Below are 22,427 nucleotides of genomic sequence, written 5' to 3' on the forward strand. Positions count from 1 at the left end.
CATTAATTAATGAGTAGTGAAGGTGATAGGAAGAGGAACGAGATCTTGGAATTGGTAAATAGGGCCAGGAACTCCGGTTTCCTGGAGGAACTCAGCGTTTCCGATGCCATTGATGATATAATGAAGTCGACGGGTGAGGAGGTTAATTTAATACTATATACCCAGGGTAGTGAGCCATTGCTGATAAACGCCGCTAGGGAGGAGGATTATGTGTCGCTTGCATTGCTTGACCTGGAGCTTGTTATGGATGTTAGCCTTAAGGAGTTTCCCAGTATTGCTCAGGTTTTTAATGATCTTGAGGAAATAACGACAAAGTTGGGTTATGAGTTTCATGGAGATAGATCGATTGCGCCATTTTTATTTCCCCTCAGACTTGATACCAATAATGAGAGGGCGGTGATTATTTGTGGTGTAAAGGCGGCTATTACTGAGGATCTATTTAATGAGAATTTCATGGAAGGTTTAATAGAGGATTTAGAACTTAATTATATGATGTATCTATCAGAATTACTAAATGGTATTGAAACTACCAGGAGAGAATAATAGAACCCTTAGCAATTTCAAATAGATCCTTAGGTTCCGCAATTGATACACCGTCAATTAGCTCCTCCTTCTTAACGTTAAAGCCCTCCATGGCCACTTTGCATGCCATGATCTTAACATTACTCTTCATGGCATTCCTCAACATGTCCTTCGTGGCATTACTCAACTTCTCAAATACATTCCTCTTAGCCATAACCACTGAGTGAAGTGCTAGGTATATGAAGGCTTCATAGCCTAATGAGGAGGCAATCAACGCAAGCCTTAGTACTGCCTGGATTCGGTCCTCCTCAGAGGGAGACATTGTTGTGAAGAAAATTACCCTATCCTTATTCCTACTCATTAGTACTTACATTAATACTTAATTAATTGATTTTATTTCACATAAGCCATGTAAGCCACCTACATCTAGAATAGAGCTTCTTCATCATCTTGCTTTCTTACTTTGCCCATGAGACATTCCATGCATCGTAACGAAACCTTATAGATTATATTATCGGTATTAATTTCATTATTCATTAAACCGTAGCATTACACATCAATACATACCACCAAATAAGGGAGCCCACTAAAGCGCCGAGCTTTAAGTTACACTATGATCACTTCATTATTTGTTTTATGTACTGAGAAATATCACGTTCTATGTGTAATAAGCTTTTCAAAATAAATAGCCCTTACAATCTATGATAAGTTATGGGTACAGAGACTGCTCAAACGATAAGTGATTTGGAACGAGGCATGAAGATGCTTGAGTACCTTGAGAAGGGTCCCTGGCCTAGCTATGTCACAGAACTTAAGAAGACGAAGTATCCACTTGAGCCTTACGCCGAGGGCCTAGCCAGGAAGTACACCCCATGGCTTAGCGGATCATTCAGAGTTAGGTATGTATTCAGTGGAATATTGGCTAGAAGGAGTAGGGATGGTAAGTTCGTGGAAATTCACTTCAGGACCTATGCACCTGCCGGTAGGTTTTACTCAACCAGTTACTTGAGAAAGGTTGTTGAGGTCGCTAAGAGGTATGGGATAGGTTTGATGGAGTTTGGCGGTAACACTGGAGCGCTTGTTCTTAATATGATTGCTGAGAAGGCTGACGAGGCCGTGGATGCCATTAGGACCATAATGGGTAGTGATGTCGGTGGTTCAGGCGACACATTTAGAGAGTTTTATGCGTGTCCTGGACCAGCCCTATGTGAGTTCGCACTATACGATACATTACACGCCATGGACTACATCAGATCACACCCGGCGTTTTACAGATATTTAAATACACAGATGTTCCCGTATAAAATAAAGTTCAAGTTTAGTGGTTGTCCAATGGATTGCGCCACAGCCAATTCTAGGGCTGATTTTGCATTAATCGGTACGTGGGTTGGTGCTCCTGAAATTGATCAAGGATTGTTCAGGAAGATGGTCGAGGAGGGTAAAATAAATCCAAAGGAAATCGTTAATTCATGTCCATCAAAGGCCATTACTTGGAATGAAGAAAAGAAGGAACTCAATATAGATGGGTCCAAGTGCCTGAAAGCCATGAATTGCATCAGGAAAGCATTTCCTGCAATAAGGCCAGGCAAGAATAGAAAGATTGCATTACTCGTTGGTGCCCATGTTCAAGGACATTTCGGGCCTAAGCTCGCAAGAGCCGTTGCTTTGTTAGACTCAGTTGAGGAGGTTGTTCCATTTGCTACAGAATTAATTAATAAGTACATGGATTTGGCGCCACGTAGACATAGGATAGGTGACATGATAATTAGGAGGGGCTTTAAGGTCATTAGTGAGGTTGCTGATAAGACTCTACCAAATAAGCCCAAGGGAACACCGTCATCGCATTTGAGGATTTCTATAGGGACTAATTTAACTGATGATGAGAGGAAAATGTATGAAAACTGGGCTAAACAAGTGATGAGTGAGTATTTCGGAGGTGGTTCTGGTTCGAGGTGATGCTCATGAGTCTCTCCATAACTCCTGAACCTAGGGATAGAATGAATAAGAGACTGCCAGTACCGTTCTCAACCCAATTACCTGAGGTTATTAGGAGCAATTATGGTAGGTGGATCGATAGAAAGTTCCATGGTAATGGGATCATTGAACACGTATCTGAGACTGGTGATAAGGTATTCACTGTTAAGGTTGGTTTACCATCAAATAGTAGGGTTAGTGTGGATACTCTTGAGAAATTTATAGAAATTGCTGATAAGTATGGCCTCGGTGTTGTTAGGGCAACTAGAGGCATGAATATTGAGTTCATAACTGATAGCCTTGATAAAGCGTTGAAAATTAAGGAAGAGGTCGAGAAGTTAGGCTTTCCAGTGGGAGGATGGGGAACATCACTGTGGCACATAACCTCCTGCACTGCCTACCTAACATGCACAACAGCGGTAGTTGATGCACCATCAATAACCCAGGTACTTTATAATAACCTAAAGCCGTACTTCACGGGCGAGGAAAAGTTACCGGCTAAGTTAATGGTCTTTGTGGCCGGTTGCACAAATGTGTGCGGTGGCACATTAGCTGGCGACATAGTTATTGTTGGACACTATGGACAAGCCCCAAAGCCCGACCCAGAGAGAATTAAGTTCTGTCTGCCATCTAGCACCGAGGCCCTTAAGAAGGCGGTGCCCGACGTGGCAGCTGTATGCCCTGTCGGTGCCATTAAGGTCTTTGGTAAGCCGGATGGATCAGTGGGTATTGAGGTTGATGAGAGGAAGTGCATAGCGTGTGGCAGGTGTAAGAATGTCTGTGATTACTTTGATTGGGACCCCACGAAGATTGGTGTGGCGATATTCGTTGGCGGTAAGACAAGCAATACAGGGACAGGCCCAAGGTTGCCCTATAAGGTTATTCCATGGCTACCGGTTAATCCGCCCGAGTATAGGGAGATTGTGGCTGCTGTTAAGAAGATAATCGATGTATGGAGGAGAGAAGCCCAGCCTGGTGAAAGACTTGGTGATTATATTGATAGGATTAGTATTGATGAGTTTATGAGCAAGGTAGGTGTACCGAGGACTAGGCATAATAGGTGCGAGGAGGCTTCGTGGAACTTTGGCGTTAGGCAGTTCATAACGTATATGTAATTGATTATAAGGTAATTGATTTGCTTAAAAATAAAATAATAATCCATTTTTCATTCAATGGGTAAATAATGGTGATTCAATTTGATAAGCATAATCCTATCGCCACCTAGTGTTGAATACATGAAGTACTTAAGGGAGATTGCACAGCATTATGATGTTTTCATAGTTGAGGTTCCTGATGTTGAGGGTGTTAGGCGTTACTTAAATGGTGAGATTGACTTTGATCAGTTACTTTATGAAATTGAGTATTTTGATGTTAATTATGCCAGAGTATTCTATGGAGTACTAAAAGAGTTGAATAAAGGTGGTATTGAGGTAATACCAATTGATCCCTATGGATTGATTAGCATGAAAATTAGAATTAAGGCAATAACTGGTGGATTATCGAGCATATCAATAAGCAATGAGGAGGTGTACATAGCCTACATGGAGACCAAAATAGCCGAGGCCTACAGGGGTTATAACTCGGCATTATTTAGGAGGAGTTTTGATGATTCAGTGAGGTGGGTAATAAAGTATGCAAGGCTCGATACTGAGAGAATAAAGTTCAAGTCTGAATTAAGGGCTAGGGAGTTAACTAAGGTATTGGGTGCCTTTAGGGGCCGCGATATATTAATACATGCTGATCATTATAATGAAATCCTTGTGGAATACCTAGGCAGTAAGTTGATGTGTAGACCCAGCGTTATGAGACTTAATGATGTGGTTAGTAAAAGACTGGGGGTTAGGACTCTTCATCATCCAGGACTTGTGCTAACCCATAATTACCTATATGGTATCACTATGGATGAGAATAAGGAGTACCTACTTGGCGCCCAGGCCCTGATTTACACAATACTGAAGATGAAGGTCCTCGGTGGAGTTGATAAGGACTTACTTGGGGATAGGGCTATATTGATCGATAATACATTAATCAGATTTGCCTATAATCTAAGTCTTAATGAGGCAAGGAAGCTTTTTCATACGTTAATGGAGATACCAAAGGGTATATTTAGAGTTAAGTTAAGGAGGACTTAATTGTAAAAATTAATGAAATTTCACTTGCAACGTGTAATAACCCTTTTACACCATGCAGTACTTACAGTCCTGGGTGATTAAATGCCAGTCACGTGCCCAGGTGAGTATGAGGTTAATGGAAAGAAGGTAGTGTTAGATGAAGATTGCTTCCTGCAAAATCCTGAAATCTGGGATGAGAAAGTTGCCGAGTGGATGGCTAAGAATCTCGAAGGCGTACAACAAATGACCGAGAGACATTGGAAGGTGGTTAAGTACCTAAGGCAGTACTGGGAAACATATGGCGTATGTCCACCAATAAAGATGTTACTAAAGGAAACTGGAGAAACACTGGAGAGTATATACGAATTATTCCCAGACGGACCAGCCCACGGAGCATGCAAAGTAGCAGGAGCACCAAAACCAACAGGATGCGTATAACAAACGATAAAAATCTCTACACTTAACTTACTTAAAATCTCCTCCTTACAACCTAACTTACCTCATTAAACAGTTTGCTAGCTAATGAAAGAACCTTCTCGGCATCATTAAGTGCCCTCTCAGCGTCTATCCTGGTGTATAACTCTTCGGGAGGTATCCCACTTTCCTCATCACCATACATTGAGAACTCCCTCTCTTTTCTTAGGCTCCTTGATATTGACGCTAATTCATCAATATATTCCTGAAACCACCCAGGAAATTTATTACGTTCCCTCCTGAGCACCGGACCAACATCATGCCACCTCGGTGGTTCCACGCCAATAATCCTCAATGCTGCCTTGAGCAGTAATTCGACTGCTTCCTGGCACTGCCTAACCACGTATGGGTAATTACCACCATTTAGGGCTTCTTTTGCGTGCTTTATTCTCTCAGTTGCCTGGTTAATGTAGGATCTTGCCATTTCAAGGTTATTCAATTTCAATCACCTCGCCGAATTTATAGTCCTTCTTCAGGACCCAGTACCAAGCCCTATCGCTAATCCAGACCCTCGTTGCGCCCAATTCCCTCAGCCTATTAATTATTCTTGTAAGAACTCCTTCAAAGAATCCATCTTTATCGTAGACGATTACCGCATCCTCGGTCATGTCCAGGTAGAGTGGCGAGAATCTTCCAGCCTCTTCCCTAGTCTTTATTAATGGGGATAGGGTAATAGCGTAGCCCTTATTCATTAATTCATCAAGTAGCGGTTGGATCTCGTCCTCAGCCCTCTCAAACATTTTAATCCTATCAGATATGGGCTTTGGTAATTCCTCGAAAATTACCAACATATCAATATCACTATCTATACGTGGATTACCCCTCGCAACGCTACCGTAAACAACAAGTGAAACTAATTTATCATCATACAACTTAATTAATGAGTTAAGTAGGTTTTGTATGACCGTTTTGTAAGGTTCCCTAATGAAATTGAGACCCTTCTTAAACATGATGATTAAGCCCCTTATAATTCAATTAACAAAATGATTTTAATCTTAACGCCTTAATTAGGCAAAGACTATAGGGATCTATAAACATCCTTACCCTTATCCGTAATGCGTATTATTGTTGAGTAGCCAATTATCTCGAGCCTAATTAAGCCCAAGTCCTCAAGCCTATATAATACGTCCATGACATCATTAATATTAAAACCAGCTATTCTAAATCGCTCAGAAACCTCCTCAAGCTTAATACTGTCTTGACCCTTCCTATCACAGGCGTCACCAATAATCCTTAAGACCGTCCTCTCTCTATCACCTAATTCCATAAATATCATTTACTTATTACACAACTTATTAATAAGGATTTTTATATTTAGATCAATGCATATATTTAATAATGAATAATATTAAATTAATACGATAATTCAATTCAAGAACTAAGTCATTAGGTCTTCGGCATAACCCTTATAAGCTTCATGAAAGCGCTTTCATGATCGCTCATGCCATTAAGTAAGGATACTAAGTACATAAAATCAATAAATGGTAAGGTTTCCGTAATCGGAATGGGGACGTGGGGGCTCGGCGGAGGTTTCTGGTCACCTGATTACTCAAACGACGAGGGTTGGGTCAAGGTATTAAGGAGAGGTATTGAGTTGGGTATGACGCTTATTGATACGGCTGAGATGTACGGTGGTGGTCATGCGGAGGAATTAGTTGGTAGGGCAATAAGGGGCTTCCCAAGGGAGGAACTCTTCATAGTCACTAAGGTATGGCCGACGCACTCGAAGTATAATGACGCCATTAAATCGGCCAGGGCGAGTAGGGAGAGACTGGGCACGTATATAGATCTGTACTTACTTCATTGGCCCGCCACTGACGTACCTATTTGCGAGACTATGAAGGCCTTTGAGAGGTTGATAGATGATGGTGTAGTTAGGTTTGTTGGTTTGAGTAATTTTGATGTTGAGGGTATTGAGAGAGCTAGGCAGTGCTTTAGTAAGTATGATATTGCTGCCGTGGAGAATAGGTATAGCCTTCTTCATAGGGTTGATGAGACTTCAGTAATACCATACGTGCAGAGAAATGGCATGCTTTACCTGGCATATACGCCGCTTGAGAAGGGCGAATTTGCTAATAATGAGTTCCTCAGAAGTATTGGTGGGAAGTATGGTAAGTCTGCAATACAAGTCGTGCTTAATTGGTACATAGGTATTGATAATCTTGTGTCAATACCGAAGGCTGGTAGGTTGGAGCATGTTGAGGAGAATGCGGGTGCAATGGGTTGGAGGTTAAATAAGGAGGATTGGGATGCAATAAGTAATCACTTCCGTAGGGCTTAGTAATGTCGAGAAACCTAGACGTTATTAAGTATTTGGGAGTAGTATCGTTGTTACTATTAATCGTAAGTTCAATACTACTGGTAATACCGCCAAGCCAGGGCATGCTCACTACCTACACATGCATAAACGGTGAGTTAAGAGACAACACGACCTGCGTATTTCCCCAGGTAGTTAGGATAAATAATTATGTGATTGGTAATGCCTTAGTATCAGTAAATAATGGACAACCTGAAAAGTTAGGTAATGGTTCAATAACCGCCCGCGAAATCACGTTAATACCAATGGTTAATTACGTAAGGATCATTAATCAAACCCAGGTTATATTCAACATTTATAACCCAACGAGTAAGTGGGTTAACATTACACTACCCGGTTCGTGCATCCTCACAATAAATACAACAATACTTGGTAGTGGGTATATTTCAATTACTGTATTAAGTAATGGGAGAGCCGTTGATTATACCCCATACACGTACTCACTATACATATCGACGTACGCCAATGATAGCGTTAACCTACTAATAAAACCGGCTGTTCCATTATCGTGCCCCTGCATAAACACTATAGTTAACGTATCAGTAAACGGCACATGCGTTGAACGTAACAGCGCCATTATAACATCAATCGCGTATATAAAGAGCAGTAATGCGGTTAGTAATAATCCCTATAGGACCTGTGTATTAATACTCCTGTTAACTTCATTAATTGCACTCATGGTTTCATTAACCCCTGAAATTAAGCGATGGATCTATGGGGCATAAAACATTTATAATTTGCCAATATACAAGGCTTGATGCCAGGTATTAACGAGATTGTCCAGGAGGAAGCAAAGAAGATAGTGAATAAGTATCTTGAGCAGGTAAATGAGAGGATAAATAAGACTAAGGAGGAGCTACTGAAGAAGATTGAGGATATAAAGAACATTAAATAACTGGACCATAAAGCTTAACTACGAAATCCCTAGGTATGCCCTCTAAGAAGGCATTCAGTAATGCAATGACCATGTCACTTTCAATAAACTTAAAGTGCACAGCGGCTAATGAAGCCCCTGGAGAGAATTCTGTGAATAATGATATCATGGAATCCTCAAGATCCTTAATAAACCTATAACTGAACGGTCCGAGGTACTGAACTAACGACCTTAAATCTGAGGACCCGGCTACTTTAATTAACTGATCTAATGATACAAATACTGAGGCTAGTTCCTCGAGAATTCTCGTAGGTGATTCACCGTAGATCTTAATTACGGTACTAAACACCGCGCCTGAACGTATTACTAACTCATTAATTAACTCCTGAGATATACCCCACAACTTACCCCTTAGAAACACATTAAGGTTATAGTAATCAACAAGCTCCTTAATGAACTTACCAACCGAGTAATCAATCCTTGCTAAATGCATTAAGTACTCTATGAAGGCCTTATCAATGAACGTATCAATGAGCATGATACTATATTGAGGATACTGCTTACTAACCTTTAGGAAACCGTCGAGTGCAGGACCTGCAGGATGCTGAAACTCCATTAACTTATTACGTAGATCCTCAACATCTCTAACACTCATAATGGCAGCTAGAATATGCCTCCTGCCAAGCTCCTCCTCAACAGCCACATTAAGTAAGCTCTCCAGAGAAACGCCACTCTCCAAACTCTTCATTAACGATTTGGTGATAACCTTAATATTTTCTAGCTCAAACCTCATTAAGTATGACTTTAATACTGTAGATGCTGGTGATGGCACTGATGACGCCAATAAACTTATTGACTTGATTACATGAGATCTAATTTCATTAGTTACTTGAGCCTCATCAACTATTTTACCTAACCTCTCAAGCACATCGCCATAGTCAGTACCCTTTAATACATTAACTGCATCATCAAGCGTCTGAGCAAGTATTAATGCATTTAACTTATCCTTAGTTAAGTACCTAGCCCTTAACCCCCTAACCCTAGGACCTAATGCCGTCAATTTAATTACGTAACTACTCGACATCTCGCCTATTCACCGATTAATAACTTAATGACCTCATCAACAGTTTTGTCAATCGCATCATTTACCTTCCTTCTGAACTCCTCAGTTTCCTTACGTAACTGCTCAGAATACTTGCTTACTTCATTTTCAATTTCCCTAGACTTACTCTCCCTATACTCATTAACGACACTCTTTATATACTCCTCAACTTCGCTCTGAACCTTAACCTTAACCTCATTTATCAACCTGGCAATCTCAGCATCACTACTATCTCTCAATTTATATACTTCATCAACCTTACTATCAACTTTCCTAAGAATCTCATAAAGTCGTTCTAAGGACACGATAAGCGCCTATGGGAGAGCCTTAAAAATATTATTGCATTATAATTCATGAAACTGAGGACTTGATCCATGACATATTAATAATGATAAATTATGACAGAGCCTTAAAAATCTCCCCAAAAATTCACAGTGTGGATGTTAGGGATGTTGTAAGGATATTCAGGTTCATAAGTATCGCCCTATACCTAGTGATAATTGTCATAACAGTAATTCTTGGTGCAGTGGCACTGTACCTCGCCATTAGGGATATAGCATCATTAATGCCCTTCTCCTCAATATCGGATCTAAAAATACTGAGCGCCTTGTCCGCAGTATTCCTTGTGGTTATTGCCCTTGAATTTGTTGATATGTTTCTGGAGTACATTAGGTCAGGTACCGTGGTTGTTGACTTAGTATTAGCCGTAGTGCTTACTGCCATCTCAAGAGAATTACTGCTCTACATTGCATCGCCCAGCGGTTCCCTAGACTATGGAATATTACTAGTTATGAGTATACTAATACTTGCGTTGGCATATTGGTTAGTCAATAGGGCAAAGGCTATATCACATACTAGTTAATTCAAGTCTCCTCGGCATTTCAGGCAGTAAGTTCCTGGTGCTATACAGGGTTTCGTATTCATTAACGCCGAGTCTCCTCATTATATCTCCTATGGCATCCTCAAGCACATTCCTATTAATACCATGTATCATGAAATAGCAGTTGTAGGGCCATGAACCAAGGGTCACTTCCCTAAGTACTACGTGTGTCGTCTCCTCAATTAAAGCAGTCCTCTCACAGGTTTCTGGGGTTGCCTTGAAGACAACCATGGCGTTCTCTCTAAAACCTACCCTATCCGAATCCAGTGCTGCGTAAAAGTCCCTTATTACTCCAATCCTCATTAAATTATCCAGTAAATTCCCCAACTCATCAACACTAGTCCCGGCTAAACTGGCTATTTCATTGAAGGGTTCCCTCACAATGTTTATTGACCTTAACCTCCTGAAGAACTCCATTGATAGTCCTGCGGATTCTATTGATGGCACGTTAAGTGGTAATACCATGGACTTCGTGCGAGATACGCCACTCATTAGGTCGAACTTAACATCTATCTTATAGGTCCTTAAAGCCGTTAGAATTACAAAGTCATTAATACTAAATTTAGATAGAGTATTGGAAACCTTCATTATTAACTCCTCCCTGCTCCTGGCCTTTGTAACAAACCACACATTATACCTAGGGTGCTCCCTAACGAAATTATGCGAAACCTGCGCATCAGAATTTATAGCCTTGGCAACATCATTAATTAAATCACTAGGTACATTAACACCGACCAATGCTGATACCAATCCCCTTGATCTATAATTCACGAGGGCACCTATTCTCTTAATTACACTATTGCGAAACAAATCCCTTGTTTTTTCTAGTACCCAGTCCTCGTCCTCATTAAGCCTATTTGCAATTTTAAGAAATGGCCTTTTTACTATTGGGAAGCTATACTGTAGCTCCATTAATAACGATCTTAACTTAGTATCAAGCTCCACAGTACCTGTTATTTTGCCCTATTTAAAAGAGATTTGCGTTGTGTCTCAGTGAATAACTGTTATATAGGGTTTAATTGAAGTGTGCTTTGTATGGAGGAGTATGATTCAAGAATTGTTAAAGCACTCATTGATTTAATAAGTAAGAGCAGGGGCAGGAGGGTCACGATTAAGGCAAGGTCATTGCTCAAATTCGCTGGACTTAATGGTAGGCACTCCGACATATTAAAGACGGCTAAAGTCCTTGGGAAATTGGCGAGTGATGGTTATGTTAGGGTTGAGAGTACTAAACCCATTAAGACTAGGTCTAGGGTGCTTAGGTATATAATAACCGAGAGTATGGAGTTGTGGAAGTTAGCCAAGGAGAATCCCAATGGCGCTGCTAACGTACTACTGAGGAGATTAAGGGATTTAAGTAATTATGATGGAACCCAGACTTAACGCGAATGAGGGGTAGTGAGGAAAGAGAGGTGGAAATTGTTAAAGGACATAGGCTTGACTATCAATTATATAAATACCTTTTACAGTACTTCTCCGACAGTGAATTGCAAGGCATTTTCGAAAGTATAAGGAAACCACCGAGTAAGTATTATATAAGAGTCAATACATTGAAGATAAGTCCTGAAGAATTACTAAAATTATTACGCGAACACTCAGTTGATGTTTATCAAGATAAGGATCTACCCGAAGCCCTGTGGTTCCCTGTTAAGGGACCTAATAAAGTACCTTCGGCGCGTAAGTACGTCTTAGCCGATAAAAAAGCCTCTGAGAGTGTTTATGTGGGTGCTAACTTATATGTACCTGGCGTGGTTAAAATGAATAAGGATGTTAAGAAGGGTGATGAGGTTAATATAATTGCTCCCAATGGTGAGATAGTTGCCTTTGGAATTGCTGAGGTTAATGGTGATGAGGCTAGAAGCATTAGGCGAGGCATCGCTGTTAAGACACTGGTTAGTGTATATAATATGCCTAAGGTTAGGGATTTGCGTGAGTATGAGCTTGGTCTTTTCTATGATCAGAGCCTACCAGCTCAATGGGTTACCCATATATTAGATCCCAGACCTGGTGATGTGATTGTTGACATGAATGCTGCACCAGGTGGTAAGACGAGCCACATAGTACAACTTGGTGGTGGTAAGGCTGTGGTTTATGCGTTTGATAGAAGTGAGAATAAGATCAGGGAAATAATCGAGAATCTAAGTAGGTTGGGAATGGATAGCCTATATAGGGTTGAGGTTAGGGATACAAGGTTTCTGGACATTGATGAACCCGACCTAATTAACTCTGTGGATAAGATATTAATTGATCCACCCTGCACTGACATGGGCGTTAGACCCAGGCTCTTTGACATGAAGACCATGGAAACAGTGAAATCGACAGCAAAGTACCAGGAGCAATTCATTAAGGTTGCCTGGAAACTACTGAAGCCAGGTGGGGTCCTGGTTTACTCAACATGCACAATACCACCACTTGAGAACGAGGACAACATAGCCTATGCCGAGAACCTGGGGTTCGAGGTTATTGACATAAGCATACCTAACACATCCGGCGGTCTTGTTGATAGGTATAGAAACTCGGTCATTAGGTTTTACCCGCATGTACATGATACGCCAGGCTATTTTATAGCCAAACTCAGGAAGCCTACTCAAATGCATCAATGAACTCAGGCTTAAGTAGATCCACTAAATCTCTAGTATTTCTTAATCAATGTGCTCCTGGATCCACTGCCGCATAATACATACTCATTCTCCAGTACTAATGGATCCATAATAACCCTAAGTGGCAAAACCTTATCGCTAAGTGGCGTTACTACACCGACATCAACGCCCAATACCTGCCTAACCTCCCTAGCCTTAGCCATGACCACGTGTTTACCCAGTATCATGGACAACTTATCAAAATTAATTGCCTTATCACCCCCTAACTATCGCCACTAAATATTCATCATCTACCTTAAGTAATAATGTCTTCACTATTTTAGTTGCAGGTTCACCACTCTCCATTGATGCGCTTTCCACTGTCTCGACACCATGGTTGAATTCGAGGATATCTACCGTTAATCCTATAATGTTCTCTCTACGTACCTCAACTACAATACTTAACTAATAAGTTGCCCTTTAATCCTTTAATACAATAAATTATAAAGACACTTCAGTAATTATGGCCGTAGACATAGTTACTAGGGAATTCAGGGAATTCTTTAATGAGGAACCAACCCTGGTAACTTCGGCACCTGGCAGATTAGACTTTCTGAATACGCACCAGGATTATAAAGGGTTGCCGGTGGTTGCCGTTGGTATTAATCTAAGGACTTACATCGCTATTTCTAAATCCCAGGGTGAGTTTATGGTGGCGTCAGGTAATTTAAGGGATGATAATGTGAATTACTTCGACAAATTCTCACTAAGTGGTTTAAAATTGATTGGTGGTAAGTGGTTTGGTGATTATGTTAGGGCTCTTGTAATGGCATTTATGAGACATAGTTATGCGGTTAATCCCTTTAGGGCTTGGATACGTAGTTATGTACCAATAGCGTCAGGACTTGGAAGTAGCGGAACATTATTAGTAGCGTTAGCCTCTGCAATCAGTGCAGTTAATGGATTCAACCTCGATAGAAAGGCAGTCGCCGAGATAGCCTACGAGGCAGAGCACGATGTTATGGGTATACCTTGCGGTAGGCTTGATCAGTATGCGGCTGCCTTTGGCGATATTGTCGTTATTGAGACCAAGCCTCCCTATAATGTCGAGGTTCTACCACGCCTCAGTGGAGCGTTCCTGGTTGTAGATACAGGCATTAGGCATAGTACTGCGGATATACATCCCAAGCGTCAGCAGGAGATAGATGAAGGACTTAGTAAATTACTTAGTATGGACATACCAGGGAATCTGAGGAAGAAACTTGGGATCCATTATTGGGAGGTTCATTGGAATGAGATCAAGGAGGATGATATGTCGCGATTTATTAGGGAACTGGATGACACACCCAGGAGAAGGATATTATATACATTGAGAGCTAACGAAAGTACGAAATTGGCATTGAAGGTTATTAAGGGAGAGGCCGTTGATATTAAGGACTTAATAAAAACGCTTAACTTAAGTAATACTGAGGTAGATAGCTTAGTTTCCAGTTATGATTGGAGGGAGACGTTAATTGGTAAAGTTATGACCTATCAACATAAATTACTTAGTGAGTACTATGACGTTAGCCTACCTGAAATAGATAAGTTAGTTAATTTCCTAGTGAGCGAGGGTGCCTATGGAGCTAAATTATCTGGGGCTGGTCTGGGAGGTTCTGTCATAGCACTTGTTAGGGATGAGGATAAAGCTAAGGAGTTGTTAGGTAAGGTCCTGGATAGGGGCTTGGCTCCCAGGGGCTGGGTTGTTAGTATAGACAGTGGGGTGACTATACATGGGCAGTAAGCCTACGATGGAGCTCAGGTGGGATCCAATACTGAGGGAATGGGTCTTGGTATCCAATATTAGGCGCTTCAGACCATGGCAACCAAGTAATTATTGCCCGTTTTGCCCTGGAAATCCAGAGACTGGTTATGGATGGAGGGCCCTCATTCTAGAGAATAGGTACCCAATGTTGATGGAAAACCCACCGGAACCTGGTAATCACTGGTTCTATAAAACAAGTAGGTCAGTGGGTAAGTGCTATGTGGTCGTTGAGACCCCTGAGCATAATATTGATGATATCAGTGACTTACCCATTGACCAGATAGAGTATGTCCTAAGTATGATAATTAATAAGGTGAGGGAAGAATCAGGTAAGGACTATGCGCATTACTTTCTTTGGTTTAGAAATAAGGGTAGGGAAATCGGTGTTTCATTAACACACCCACATAGTCAAGTTTACGTATTGCCCTTCACGCCAAGCAGAATTGAGAGAGAACTCGATAGTGCCAGGGAATACTTCAATAATTATGGTAGGTGTCTCTTCTGCGACATAGTTAAGGCCGAGCTTAAAGACTATGCTAGGATAATTTATAACAATGATCAGTGGGTCTCATTCATGCCGTTTTATTCCCATTGGCCCTTTGAGGTACATATATACCCAAAAAGGCACATTCAATTGATCACTGAACTCACGAATGAGGAAGTTAGAAGCCTGTCAGAAGTCCTTAAGGTATCATTATGTGGATTAACACATGTATTTAGTAAACCCATGCCATACATACTAGTATTACACCAGGCGCCCTTAAGGGGTGACTATGCATATTATCATCTGCACATTGAGGTTTATGGTATATTGAGGGAGGAGGATAAGATTAAGTACGCAGCTGGCATGGAGACTGGAGGCGGTAATTTCACGTACGACTCGGTACCCGAGGAAAATGCGCAAAGGATTAGGGATTCGGTGATGAGGAATTGTATTCATAATAGTTAGTAATTAGCTGCGTTAGGTTTTTATTGAATTCTGCTCTTTACGGCACAATGAGCAGCACCTTCAAGATCTCAGTCACTAAGATGGATTTTGGAGTTAGTGAAGAATTGACTGGAAAGGTTTATGATACTATAATAATTGGCGGAGGCCCTGCAGGCTTATCAGCAGCGATTTATGCGGCTAGGTATGGAATGAGCACCATAATAATTACGGAGGAAATAGGCGGGCAGGTTGGTAAGTCTGGCTGGGTTGAGAATTACCTCGGCTATACAAGGATAATGGGTCCTGACCTAGTGACTAAATTTGAGGAACACGTTAAGTACTACAATGTGCCGATAATTATTGATTCTGTGGAGAATGTGGAGAGGGATGGCGAATTATTCAAGGTTTATACTCTAAATGGAGATGAGTATACGGGTAGAACCATAATAATCGCTGTTGGTGAGAAGAAGAGGAAGCTTAACGTGCCTGGTGAAGATGCATTCAATGGTAGGGGCGTTAGTTATTGCGCCCCCTGTGATGCACCATTATTTAAGGGTAAGGTTGTCGCTGTGGTTGGTGGTGGTGATTCAGCTGCGTCAGCAGCACTATTACTAACTGAGTATGCCAGTAAGGTTTACCTGATACACAGAAGGAACCAATTAAGGGCACAGAAGTATTACCAGGATTTACTGCTTAAGAATCCGAAGATAGAGATCATTTGGAATGCCGTTGTTAAGGAATTGCAGGGCGATAAGTTACTCAGAAAGGCAGTGCTACAAAGAGTAGATACTAAGGAGATCTTTGAGTTGCCATTGGATGGATTATTTGTCGAAATAGGCGCAGAGCCGCCTATTGAGTTGTTTAAGAGGATAGGTCTTGAACTTTCACAGGATGGTTACATAAAGGTTAATCACCTAATGGAAACAGGCATACTAGGTATTTATGCGGCTGGTGACTGCATTGACTTAACGCCAAGGGACTTTAGGCAAATCGTGGTAGCCGCTGGTCAAGGCGCCCTAGCAGCTTACTCAGCCTATAACTACATAATTAGGAAGTACGGGTTTAACAGACGTTAAGGTAAAGGGAAACTTTATTTATATTAGGAATATTAGCTTAATTTATTGTAATGAAGAGCGAGCATAATGGGGAGGAGACTGTAGGCGCACTTGAGGAATTACCTCTCTCGGCTAGATTGATTATTAATTATTTAGAATTTGAGCACTTAATAAATAATAAGAATTATATAACATTTAAGGAGATAATTGATGGTACGGGCCTTGGGACAAGAACGGCAAGGAATGCCATTAATCTACTGCGTAAGAGAGGATTGATAGAGGCTTACCTGGATGTTAAGGAGAGGAGGAGGTACATGTACAGGCTTAATTTTAGGAATCTCACACAGGATAGGATTGACGTAACACCTGGGCTTTACGTCATAGATATTGGGCTTGGCACAATACCAAGCATGACATTTAGGATCTATAGGGTACTAAGGGCTACTGCAGTGGCCTTTTATACTGATAGTGTTCCAACGAGTTACCTTGAGTTCACTAAATGTACTTGTGCCATGCAGAGGTTGGTGAATTATGAACCGCAGGGTTTTGAGGAAATAGTGTATACAGTCGCTAATAATGGTGGTTCTGCGGCATTGGTTATGGATTCATTACTAGACTCCCAGGTTGTAAAGCCGTACCTGGATGCGATCTATCAATCAGGTGATGGTAATAACAGAATAATGATCTATAGGGTCGTTGGCGTCTCACCAATACAAGTTGCTCTTGAGTTATTACTAATGGAGAGAGAGGATAGAGTATCGTATAGGAGAGACAATATTATAATACGTGTAATAACGACTAAGGAGACTCTTCAATTAAGGGATTACATTAAGGCATATATCTTAGCAATGGGTAATGATGGATTGTGGTTTAAGGAATATGATCAAGGTAACGATTTTAATGGATTAAAAGCATACATTGTTTACTTAAAGGCATAGTTACTTAGTCTCACTTTCGCTCAATTGCCTACCCAAGTACTTAGCTGCCAGTAATAGGAACCTTAATCCTCTCCTGGCATCATTATCTCTTAACGCCTCACTCATTGTTTCGGCTATGGATTTGCCGTCAGTAGTGGCTTCCCTTGCAGCATTTAGAGACGCCACATATGCGCAGCATCTAATGCGTGCCATGAACTCAAGCAGTGTATCTAAATTAGTCATTAAATATGTACTATTCTCATTGATAAGCGTATGTACTAATTCATTCAATACCTCGGGATCACCGAGTAAATCCCTTAATGTATCTAATAACCCAACATTACCCATTGCGCCTACCAGGTCAAGTGCCTTTTCAAGACCTTCCTTTACATGAGGCTCTGTGAGCTTTACAAGTATGGATAGCAGCTTATCATAGTCATTGAGCAACTTAATAATGTTTGTTGTTAATAGATTCTTCGTAATGTCCTCAATAACCTCATTATTCAATAAGTCACTTAATGAATCAAGTATACCAAGTTCATCAAGTCTCTTCACAACCTTTAGGAATTTAATGAGAGGCTCAAGGTACTCAGGCGTTAACACCTCAAGAAGCTTGCTCTCAAACTCTAGCTGATTCTCGAACATGTCACTCACCTATACAGATAACGTAGTTTCGCGGGTTCCGTTGCCTCAAAATAAGCCTCGAATATGGAATCCCAGAGCTCTGGATATAGTATTATGTCCCAATAAGCTGCCGCAAAGGCTACCTTAAATAAGTGATTAATTCTATTTATCGGATACTTAATAGTCGAGTTATTGAAATCACTTATTACGAATGTACCAAGACCATAACCAACATCAAATGGGCAGTTAGTACGCCCAGTATTGTGGGCATCCTCACCCTGAAGTATCCTAGCAACAACATCAGCCTGTAGATGAGCAGTAACTCCAGTCTTAGCCACCGGCAGTGCTGAGGCATCACCAATCACGAATGCATCATCAAACCCCTTGATCATATTCGTGAACTTGTCAGCTTGGACGAACCTATCGCTATCAAGTACGTCATCAGGTACATACTTAATATCAACACCGACATGCGGCGGTATGACTATCGCAGCGTCGAACTTAAGCTCCTCACCTTCCATTGAGTAGGCAACCCTCTTCTCAGGGTCTATATGGTCAAGTGTGTAGAAGGTTATGTAATCAATACCTCTTTCCTTAAGTAGTGGCTCTATCAACTCGTTTATTGGCTCTGCCGGGTAAGGCCTTGGGTAGAAAGTGGCAAAGACAATCCTCACCTTGTCCCTTAAACCTCTCCTCCTGAAGAATTCCTCGGCAAGGAATGTACCCTCCAACGGGCTTGGTGGGCATCGATATGCACCTGGGGCCAGTATGACCGCTAATGTACCCTCCCTCATACTATTCAGCGTCTGCCAAACCCTCCAGGCATTCTCCTCATTGCTGTGGTAATTACCGTACATCTCTGTGACCTTATCGAGACCAGGAACTCTCGAGTAATCCACAGTAGCTCCGGTGGCTATCACAACATAGTCATAATCCAGTCTTTTCCCACTTTCAAGCTCTACGTACTTATCCTTGAGATTAATAACTCTAACATCCGACTGAATAAAGTTGACCCAGTGTTTAAGTACTGAACGTATTTCACGCTTAATGGGTCTCCTAGAACCTCTGAACGCTATGTACAGCAGCCAGGGCCAGAAGTAATTATAGGGTTGCCTATCAATAATGGTAACCTCAAACTCATCCCTAGGAAGCCTATTGGCAAGCATTGCGCCGCCAGTACCGCCACCAATAATAATGACCTTCTTTTTAACGGAGGACATGGTCTTTGCCCCAATCACTTCTTTGCCGTTACCCTAATTACCGCGACTATTTTATCAGGCTCCTTCCTGAGATCCAGGAGTTGGTTACCAGTTCTCTGAATCCATGCCTTTATGTCTGGTTCGAATCCTGGATCCGTGGCCCATATCTCAATCACGTCGCCATTCTTCGCATTCCTATATGCCTTAACAACCTCAGTAATTGGCCCGGGACAAGCAATGCCCCTTGCGTCGACGAGTATCTTATTACCCTGGCTCATTACCATCACCTCATATGAATAATACCTGCCCTCCCTTGGCCATTTCTAGGAAGGTTGTTACACCAACGACATCATCAACCAGCGATGGGTCAAAGTCCTCCTTCTTAAGGCCGGCGGCCGACGACATCATTGAGCACACATACACCTTAGCACCCATGTTCTTGGCTTCCCTGAGCATGTCGAGCCATGTAGGCGCCTTTATCTTAGCCATACCCTCCTGAAGCCTAGGCACGAACTGCTCAAACTCCCTAGGCCAAACGGGTGGTGTTGGGTTCTTCAGTAGCTTAAACATTGCCCATCCAGTGAAGAAGATATTTACCTCGTAACCAAGCGCCGCAGCCGCCTGCGAAATCACACCGACCGGTATTAACTTGTCCTCAGTCCCCGAGAACACGATCATGCTTATTTTATCCTTACCCGAGCTCATACAAGGATACGGAGTATTCAAATGAATAAAAATAATAAAATCAAGTGCATTTTATGCACCTAAAAAATAATCTTATAAAACTAAACAAAAGACTAAGAAAAAATATAAATAAAAACAAAACAGTATAAAAGCATTCGTAAGTCAATAATGTCCATACTACGTAACTTATCGTGGAGACTCCTAATGATCAGTTACTGAGTAGGTTAACCTACATGCCAAGTGCATTCGTTGTGTCTCCTGGCAATGTCAAGTCATATCAATTGTTAATTGGTGTCAATGAATCCTTCAACAGGTGGGTCTACCTAATCAGCCTCGAGAGGAAGGTTAAGGGGTTGGGTAGGTTAAGTCGTCAATGGGCTTTAGGGTTATGGCGTTTAGGGAGAAACTGGCATCTAGGATTCACAAAAACAAGGGGCTTTACAATGTTGTTAAGTCAATCATGATTGTTCACCATGAATTCACCAAGGCAATGAATGCATTAAGTAGGTCACTCCAAGTAAACCACCCTGCATAGACCGGGCTTAGGCGTTACTTACCTAGCTACAGTGACCAAGGTCCACTGACAAAACCGATTGAGACTTTGATTGAGGACTGGGGCAAGTTGCTTGATGCCGAGAAGCTTAGGCAACTATTGGCGTTAGTCAACATGAATGTTAAGCCCCTAGATAGATCATTAGTTGATGAAGTCGATGTGAAGTTGATTGTTTACGTGGATAATAGCGGCTACGTGAAGCTTAGGACCGTGCGTATGGATTATGGGGGTGCCATGAGTATTTTGGAGAGGTTGAAGAGAACAAGTTATAATGGAGCTGAGCTGACTAAATGGAGCGGAAGATGCATGGCCTACATGAGCATGAATGAAATCGAGAAATACCAAGACCTCGTGGTCGAGATCTGCAAAGTACTAAAGAGGATGTGTAGAAAGGCAATGAGCAAAGGCAGGACAAGGAGAATGATAACAATAACAAGTGTTATGACCAACCTAAACTGCTAAAACCCCACCCAAAGCCCACTGCCTAAAACGCCAATACACAAACTAATAAAATTTCCTGGAGCCCCGGCCGGGATTCGAACCCGGGAAGATTGGGTGTCTGCATTAGAAATTGATCCTGCAGCCCAACGCCTTCACCACTCGGCCACCGGGGCATTTTTATGCTCTTGTACGGGAGATTTAAGCCTTTCGGCAGGTTCGGTTTGAATAATTTTTATCCTTTATAATTCGGATCAAGTTTCGTCAATGCCCTGATTATTCGTTCTTTCCTTTTCTCATTCTTCGTCCTATTTAACATTTCATAAAGCTTAGGAATGACCGACATTTTAATGTCTTCACGTGCCTAACCTCATCCCAGGGAATTACAACCTTTACACACTTCCCAGCCCTTCTCTTCCTAACATCAAAATCCTCACCGTATATTTGTTTTAATTGCTTAATAATTTTATGCGCATCAACCTCATTGCATCTCACAACCCTTAGTTCGACGCCCCTCTTAAGAACATCTATAGAAAACCTTATACCAGCTATCTTAATTTGAGAGATGCCTCTTATTGGCATTAAATCAGACATTTGTTTCAATTTATTCCACTTATCAATATTAAGAACATCAAATAATATCCTTATTACCGGTGGTGTAGTATCAAATATTTTCCTCGCCAAGTTAATGGCATTGTTACCTCTAATAAATATTGGAACCTCACCTTTCGCGCTGTTGAATATCTCATAGTCAATGTCATGATTTTTTAGCATGCTAAGAATCGGTTCCCATTCATTAAACTCAACCTGGCCAATGGATATTTTAATCACGGGCTTTAGCCTGGCTTTACTGTTACTATGTTTTAGTAAGGTTACATTGCCATCGCCAAGTATTACCGTACTCATAAACCTTAGTAACTCCTCATAATTAAATCCTCTAAGTATATCAATAGCCTTGTTTTTCAGTGAGACATAATCATTAGCCACCAAGTACCATTTAATTTTTACGTCATTTTTGTTTATGTCGATAGCGTTGATGCTGATGTATATCTTGTCTGGGTATAGTACCATCCATAGTATGGTTTGCCATAGGTGTGCTGCGATCATTGTTGGTCTGTTATTTGCGTCTCTTCCTTCGTCGGTTATTGCAAGCCCTAGTCTTAGTGGTGTTAGTGTTTCTTTTTTCGAGTTTTTCGTAGTCTTCATTGTTCATGGTTTCCCTGAATATGTTGGGTATTTGTATTTTGAGTCCGTTTAGGCCTTTGAGTCTTTTGTATTGTTATGCTTTTGTCGTTGTTTCGTATTTTGTTTATGCTTAGCCCCACGTGGTTTTTATAGACGTGGACTGCAAGAGTCTTGCTTGTCCTGTTTATTATTACGCGGGCCCTCCTA

Annotated in this window: 30 protein-coding genes and 1 tRNA gene; 17 read left to right on the forward strand and 14 right to left on the reverse strand. The window is 41.3% G+C overall.

What is annotated here, in order from left to right; genetic code table 11:
• The first annotated feature begins 9 nt into the window (after positions 1-9).
• On the forward strand, positions 10-543 hold the full coding sequence (locus VMUT_RS02610; RefSeq protein ID WP_013603873.1) for a hypothetical protein: 534 nt from the start codon (positions 10-12) through the stop codon (positions 541-543).
• Here the strand turns inward: VMUT_RS02610 and VMUT_RS02615 are convergent.
• Positions 527-883, reverse strand: a complete 357-nt coding sequence (locus VMUT_RS02615; RefSeq protein ID WP_013603874.1) for a DsrE family protein — start codon at positions 881-883, stop codon at positions 527-529. The genes VMUT_RS02610 and VMUT_RS02615 overlap by 17 nt on opposite strands.
• A 350-nt stretch (positions 884-1,233) precedes the next feature.
• Here VMUT_RS02615 and VMUT_RS02620 point away from each other — a divergent pair, with 350 nt between their 5' ends.
• The 4 genes from VMUT_RS02620 to VMUT_RS02635 all read left to right on the forward strand — a co-directional run bounded on the left by VMUT_RS02620 (position 1,234) and on the right by VMUT_RS02635 (position 5,045).
• Positions 1,234-2,478, forward strand: a complete 1,245-nt coding sequence (locus tag VMUT_RS02620; RefSeq protein ID WP_013603875.1) for a sulfite reductase subunit alpha — start codon at positions 1,234-1,236, stop codon at positions 2,476-2,478.
• Positions 2,478-3,611 carry a dissimilatory-type sulfite reductase subunit beta gene (gene dsrB / locus VMUT_RS02625; RefSeq protein WP_237699695.1) on the forward strand — a complete coding sequence of 378 codons (1,134 nt, stop codon included), beginning with the start codon at positions 2,478-2,480 and terminating at the stop codon, positions 3,609-3,611. Before VMUT_RS02620 ends, dsrB begins: the two co-directional genes overlap by 1 nt.
• An 81-nt stretch (positions 3,612-3,692) precedes the next feature.
• Entirely contained in the window at positions 3,693-4,628 is a 936-nt protein-coding gene (locus VMUT_RS02630; RefSeq protein ID WP_013603877.1) for a hypothetical protein, read from the forward strand.
• 81 nt (positions 4,629-4,709) lie between these two features.
• Complete coding sequence (locus VMUT_RS02635) at positions 4,710-5,045, forward strand: TusE/DsrC/DsvC family sulfur relay protein (RefSeq protein WP_013603878.1); 336 nt, start codon at positions 4,710-4,712, stop codon at positions 5,043-5,045.
• A 52-nt stretch (positions 5,046-5,097) separates the two neighbouring features.
• Here the strand turns inward: VMUT_RS02635 and VMUT_RS02640 are convergent, their stop codons facing one another.
• The 3 genes from VMUT_RS02640 to VMUT_RS02650 form a co-directional block, all read right to left on the reverse strand.
• Complete coding sequence (locus VMUT_RS02640) at positions 5,098-5,520, reverse strand: HEPN domain-containing protein (protein ID WP_052298563.1); 423 nt, start codon at positions 5,518-5,520, stop codon at positions 5,098-5,100.
• Complete coding sequence (locus VMUT_RS02645; protein WP_013603880.1) at positions 5,513-6,031, reverse strand: nucleotidyltransferase domain-containing protein; 519 nt, start codon at positions 6,029-6,031, stop codon at positions 5,513-5,515. Before VMUT_RS02645 ends, VMUT_RS02640 begins: the two co-directional genes overlap by 8 nt.
• A 68-nt stretch (positions 6,032-6,099) precedes the next feature.
• Entirely contained in the window at positions 6,100-6,357 is a 258-nt protein-coding gene (locus VMUT_RS02650) for a phenylalanine--tRNA ligase subunit alpha (protein WP_237699696.1), read from the reverse strand.
• A 165-nt stretch (positions 6,358-6,522) separates the two neighbouring features.
• On the opposite strand from VMUT_RS02650, the gene VMUT_RS02655 reads away from it, so the two are divergent.
• From VMUT_RS02655 to VMUT_RS12915, 3 genes are read left to right on the forward strand one after another with little or no spacing between them, the layout of a single operon-like run.
• Positions 6,523-7,362, forward strand: a complete 840-nt coding sequence (locus tag VMUT_RS02655) for an aldo/keto reductase (protein WP_013603882.1) — start codon at positions 6,523-6,525, stop codon at positions 7,360-7,362.
• A gap of 2 nt (positions 7,363-7,364) precedes the next feature.
• Positions 7,365-8,123, forward strand: coding sequence for a hypothetical protein (locus VMUT_RS02660; protein WP_013603883.1), 759 nt, complete (start codon positions 7,365-7,367; stop codon positions 8,121-8,123).
• 32 nt (positions 8,124-8,155) lie between these two features.
• Positions 8,156-8,293 carry a hypothetical protein gene (locus VMUT_RS12915; RefSeq protein WP_013603884.1) on the forward strand — a complete coding sequence of 46 codons (138 nt, stop codon included), beginning with the start codon at positions 8,156-8,158 and terminating at the stop codon, positions 8,291-8,293.
• Here the strand turns inward: VMUT_RS12915 and VMUT_RS02665 are convergent.
• Both VMUT_RS02665 and VMUT_RS02670 read right to left on the reverse strand, forming a co-directional pair.
• A complete protein-coding gene (locus VMUT_RS02665; protein WP_013603885.1) occupies positions 8,286-9,356 on the reverse strand; it encodes a V-type ATPase subunit in 1,071 nt (356 codons plus the stop codon). The genes VMUT_RS12915 and VMUT_RS02665 overlap by 8 nt on opposite strands.
• 5 nt (positions 9,357-9,361) lie before the next feature.
• Positions 9,362-9,679: a hypothetical protein gene (locus VMUT_RS02670; RefSeq protein WP_013603886.1), complete on the reverse strand. Its 318-nt coding sequence runs from the start codon at positions 9,677-9,679 to the stop codon at positions 9,362-9,364.
• A 131-nt stretch (positions 9,680-9,810) separates the two neighbouring features.
• On the opposite strand from VMUT_RS02670, the gene VMUT_RS02675 reads away from it, so the two are divergent.
• Entirely contained in the window at positions 9,811-10,236 is a 426-nt protein-coding gene (locus tag VMUT_RS02675) for a phosphate-starvation-inducible PsiE family protein (RefSeq protein ID WP_013603887.1), read from the forward strand.
• Here VMUT_RS02675 and VMUT_RS02680 read toward each other — a convergent pair.
• Positions 10,222-11,199: an Lrp/AsnC family transcriptional regulator gene (locus VMUT_RS02680; protein ID WP_013603888.1), complete on the reverse strand. Its 978-nt coding sequence runs from the start codon at positions 11,197-11,199 to the stop codon at positions 10,222-10,224. The genes VMUT_RS02675 and VMUT_RS02680 overlap by 15 nt on opposite strands.
• Before the next feature lie 90 nt (positions 11,200-11,289).
• Between VMUT_RS02680 and VMUT_RS02685 the strand changes: the two genes are divergently transcribed.
• Together VMUT_RS02685 and VMUT_RS02690 are read left to right on the forward strand one after the other, a co-directional pair.
• Positions 11,290-11,637, forward strand: coding sequence for a hypothetical protein (locus VMUT_RS02685; protein ID WP_013603889.1), 348 nt, complete (start codon positions 11,290-11,292; stop codon positions 11,635-11,637).
• Positions 11,638-11,642: 5 nt separating this feature from the next.
• Entirely contained in the window at positions 11,643-12,857 is a 1,215-nt protein-coding gene (locus tag VMUT_RS02690) for a PUA domain-containing protein (RefSeq protein WP_013603890.1), read from the forward strand.
• 29 nt (positions 12,858-12,886) lie between these two features.
• On the opposite strand, the gene VMUT_RS13075 is transcribed toward VMUT_RS02690, so the two are convergent.
• Positions 12,887-13,081: a YbaK/EbsC family protein gene (locus VMUT_RS13075; RefSeq protein ID WP_013603891.1), complete on the reverse strand. Its 195-nt coding sequence runs from the start codon at positions 13,079-13,081 to the stop codon at positions 12,887-12,889.
• 275 nt (positions 13,082-13,356) lie between these two features.
• Between VMUT_RS13075 and VMUT_RS02700 the strand changes: the two genes are divergently transcribed.
• The 4 genes from VMUT_RS02700 to VMUT_RS02715 are packed head-to-tail and all read left to right on the forward strand — an operon-like array spanning position 13,357 to position 17,558.
• On the forward strand, positions 13,357-14,616 hold the full coding sequence (locus VMUT_RS02700) for a galactokinase (protein ID WP_013603892.1): 1,260 nt from the start codon (positions 13,357-13,359) through the stop codon (positions 14,614-14,616).
• Entirely contained in the window at positions 14,606-15,586 is a 981-nt protein-coding gene (gene galT, locus VMUT_RS02705; RefSeq protein ID WP_013603893.1) for a galactose-1-phosphate uridylyltransferase, read from the forward strand. Before VMUT_RS02700 ends, galT begins: the two co-directional genes overlap by 11 nt.
• 47 nt (positions 15,587-15,633) lie before the next feature.
• Positions 15,634-16,641 (forward strand): thioredoxin-disulfide reductase, encoded by a 1,008-nt coding sequence (trxB, locus tag VMUT_RS02710; RefSeq protein ID WP_013603894.1) that lies wholly within the window; start codon positions 15,634-15,636, stop codon positions 16,639-16,641.
• 50 nt (positions 16,642-16,691) lie between these two features.
• A complete protein-coding gene (locus VMUT_RS02715) occupies positions 16,692-17,558 on the forward strand; it encodes a hypothetical protein (RefSeq protein ID WP_013603895.1) in 867 nt (288 codons plus the stop codon).
• Here the strand turns inward: VMUT_RS02715 and VMUT_RS02720 are convergent, their stop codons facing one another.
• From VMUT_RS02720 to VMUT_RS02735, 4 genes are read right to left on the reverse strand one after another with little or no spacing between them, the layout of a single operon-like run.
• Positions 17,559-18,182 (reverse strand): helical membrane plugin domain-containing protein, encoded by a 624-nt coding sequence (locus VMUT_RS02720; protein ID WP_013603896.1) that lies wholly within the window; start codon positions 18,180-18,182, stop codon positions 17,559-17,561.
• 5 nt (positions 18,183-18,187) lie between these two features.
• Entirely contained in the window at positions 18,188-19,381 is a 1,194-nt protein-coding gene (locus tag VMUT_RS02725) for an NAD(P)/FAD-dependent oxidoreductase (protein WP_048057141.1), read from the reverse strand.
• 14 nt (positions 19,382-19,395) lie between these two features.
• The gene (locus VMUT_RS02730) at positions 19,396-19,644 is read right to left on the reverse strand and encodes a sulfurtransferase TusA family protein (protein ID WP_013603898.1); all 249 of its coding nucleotides are present in this window, start codon (positions 19,642-19,644) and stop codon (positions 19,396-19,398) included.
• A 4-nt stretch (positions 19,645-19,648) separates the two neighbouring features.
• Entirely contained in the window at positions 19,649-20,065 is a 417-nt protein-coding gene (locus tag VMUT_RS02735; protein ID WP_013603899.1) for a DsrE/DsrF/DrsH-like family protein, read from the reverse strand.
• A gap of 212 nt (positions 20,066-20,277) precedes the next feature.
• Here VMUT_RS02735 and VMUT_RS12920 point away from each other — a divergent pair, with 212 nt between their 5' ends.
• Both VMUT_RS12920 and VMUT_RS02740 read left to right on the forward strand, forming a co-directional pair.
• Positions 20,278-20,508, forward strand: a complete 231-nt coding sequence (locus tag VMUT_RS12920; protein ID WP_193387201.1) for a hypothetical protein — start codon at positions 20,278-20,280, stop codon at positions 20,506-20,508.
• 137 nt (positions 20,509-20,645) lie between these two features.
• Positions 20,646-21,059: a hypothetical protein gene (locus VMUT_RS02740; RefSeq protein ID WP_013603900.1), complete on the forward strand. Its 414-nt coding sequence runs from the start codon at positions 20,646-20,648 to the stop codon at positions 21,057-21,059.
• Between the two features lie 56 nt (positions 21,060-21,115).
• Here VMUT_RS02740 and VMUT_RS02745 read toward each other — a convergent pair.
• Together VMUT_RS02745 and VMUT_RS02750 are read right to left on the reverse strand one after the other, a co-directional pair.
• A tRNA-Cys gene (locus VMUT_RS02745) sits at positions 21,116-21,211 on the reverse strand.
• A 136-nt stretch (positions 21,212-21,347) separates the two neighbouring features.
• Positions 21,348-22,241 (reverse strand): hypothetical protein, encoded by an 894-nt coding sequence (locus VMUT_RS02750; protein ID WP_013603901.1) that lies wholly within the window; start codon positions 22,239-22,241, stop codon positions 21,348-21,350.
• Positions 22,242-22,427: the final 186 nt, after the last annotated feature.

It is taken from the genome of Vulcanisaeta moutnovskia 768-28 (genome assembly GCF_000190315.1).
GTDB lineage: Archaea > Thermoproteota > Thermoprotei > Thermoproteales > Thermocladiaceae > Vulcanisaeta > Vulcanisaeta moutnovskia.

Excerpts from the sequence above, each read along its gene's own strand:
- VMUT_RS02610 (WP_013603873.1), top strand. The coding sequence starts at position 10 with ATGAGTAGTGAAGGTGATAGGAAGAGGAACGAGATCTTGGAATTGGTA.
- VMUT_RS02615 (WP_013603874.1), bottom strand. The coding sequence starts at position 883 with ATGAGTAGGAATAAGGATAGGGTAATTTTCTTCACAACAATGTCTCCC.
- VMUT_RS02620 (WP_013603875.1), top strand. The coding sequence starts at position 1,234 with ATGGGTACAGAGACTGCTCAAACGATAAGTGATTTGGAACGAGGCATG.
- dsrB (WP_237699695.1), top strand. The coding sequence starts at position 2,478 with ATGCTCATGAGTCTCTCCATAACTCCTGAACCTAGGGATAGAATGAAT.
- VMUT_RS02635 (WP_013603878.1), top strand. The coding sequence starts at position 4,710 with ATGCCAGTCACGTGCCCAGGTGAGTATGAGGTTAATGGAAAGAAGGTA.
- VMUT_RS02645 (WP_013603880.1), bottom strand. The coding sequence starts at position 6,031 with ATGTTTAAGAAGGGTCTCAATTTCATTAGGGAACCTTACAAAACGGTC.
- VMUT_RS02650 (WP_237699696.1), bottom strand. The coding sequence starts at position 6,357 with ATGATATTTATGGAATTAGGTGATAGAGAGAGGACGGTCTTAAGGATT.
- VMUT_RS02655 (WP_013603882.1), top strand. The coding sequence starts at position 6,523 with ATGCCATTAAGTAAGGATACTAAGTACATAAAATCAATAAATGGTAAG.
- VMUT_RS02660 (WP_013603883.1), top strand. The coding sequence starts at position 7,365 with ATGTCGAGAAACCTAGACGTTATTAAGTATTTGGGAGTAGTATCGTTG.
- VMUT_RS12915 (WP_013603884.1), top strand. The coding sequence starts at position 8,156 with ATGCCAGGTATTAACGAGATTGTCCAGGAGGAAGCAAAGAAGATAGTG.
- VMUT_RS02665 (WP_013603885.1), bottom strand. The coding sequence starts at position 9,356 with ATGTCGAGTAGTTACGTAATTAAATTGACGGCATTAGGTCCTAGGGTT.
- VMUT_RS02685 (WP_013603889.1), top strand. The coding sequence starts at position 11,290 with ATGGAGGAGTATGATTCAAGAATTGTTAAAGCACTCATTGATTTAATA.
- VMUT_RS02690 (WP_013603890.1), top strand. The coding sequence starts at position 11,643 with ATGAGGGGTAGTGAGGAAAGAGAGGTGGAAATTGTTAAAGGACATAGG.
- VMUT_RS13075 (WP_013603891.1), bottom strand. The coding sequence starts at position 13,081 with ATGATACTGGGTAAACACGTGGTCATGGCTAAGGCTAGGGAGGTTAGG.
- VMUT_RS02700 (WP_013603892.1), top strand. The coding sequence starts at position 13,357 with ATGGCCGTAGACATAGTTACTAGGGAATTCAGGGAATTCTTTAATGAG.
- galT (WP_013603893.1), top strand. The coding sequence starts at position 14,606 with ATGGGCAGTAAGCCTACGATGGAGCTCAGGTGGGATCCAATACTGAGG.
- trxB (WP_013603894.1), top strand. The coding sequence starts at position 15,634 with ATGAGCAGCACCTTCAAGATCTCAGTCACTAAGATGGATTTTGGAGTT.
- VMUT_RS02715 (WP_013603895.1), top strand. The coding sequence starts at position 16,692 with ATGAAGAGCGAGCATAATGGGGAGGAGACTGTAGGCGCACTTGAGGAA.
- VMUT_RS02720 (WP_013603896.1), bottom strand. The coding sequence starts at position 18,182 with ATGTTCGAGAATCAGCTAGAGTTTGAGAGCAAGCTTCTTGAGGTGTTA.
- VMUT_RS02725 (WP_048057141.1), bottom strand. The coding sequence starts at position 19,381 with ATGTCCTCCGTTAAAAAGAAGGTCATTATTATTGGTGGCGGTACTGGC.
- VMUT_RS02730 (WP_013603898.1), bottom strand. The coding sequence starts at position 19,644 with ATGGTAATGAGCCAGGGTAATAAGATACTCGTCGACGCAAGGGGCATT.
- VMUT_RS02735 (WP_013603899.1), bottom strand. The coding sequence starts at position 20,065 with ATGAGCTCGGGTAAGGATAAAATAAGCATGATCGTGTTCTCGGGGACT.
- VMUT_RS12920 (WP_193387201.1), top strand. The coding sequence starts at position 20,278 with ATGCCAAGTGCATTCGTTGTGTCTCCTGGCAATGTCAAGTCATATCAA.
- VMUT_RS02750 (WP_013603901.1), bottom strand. The coding sequence starts at position 22,241 with ATGAAGACTACGAAAAACTCGAAAAAAGAAACACTAACACCACTAAGA.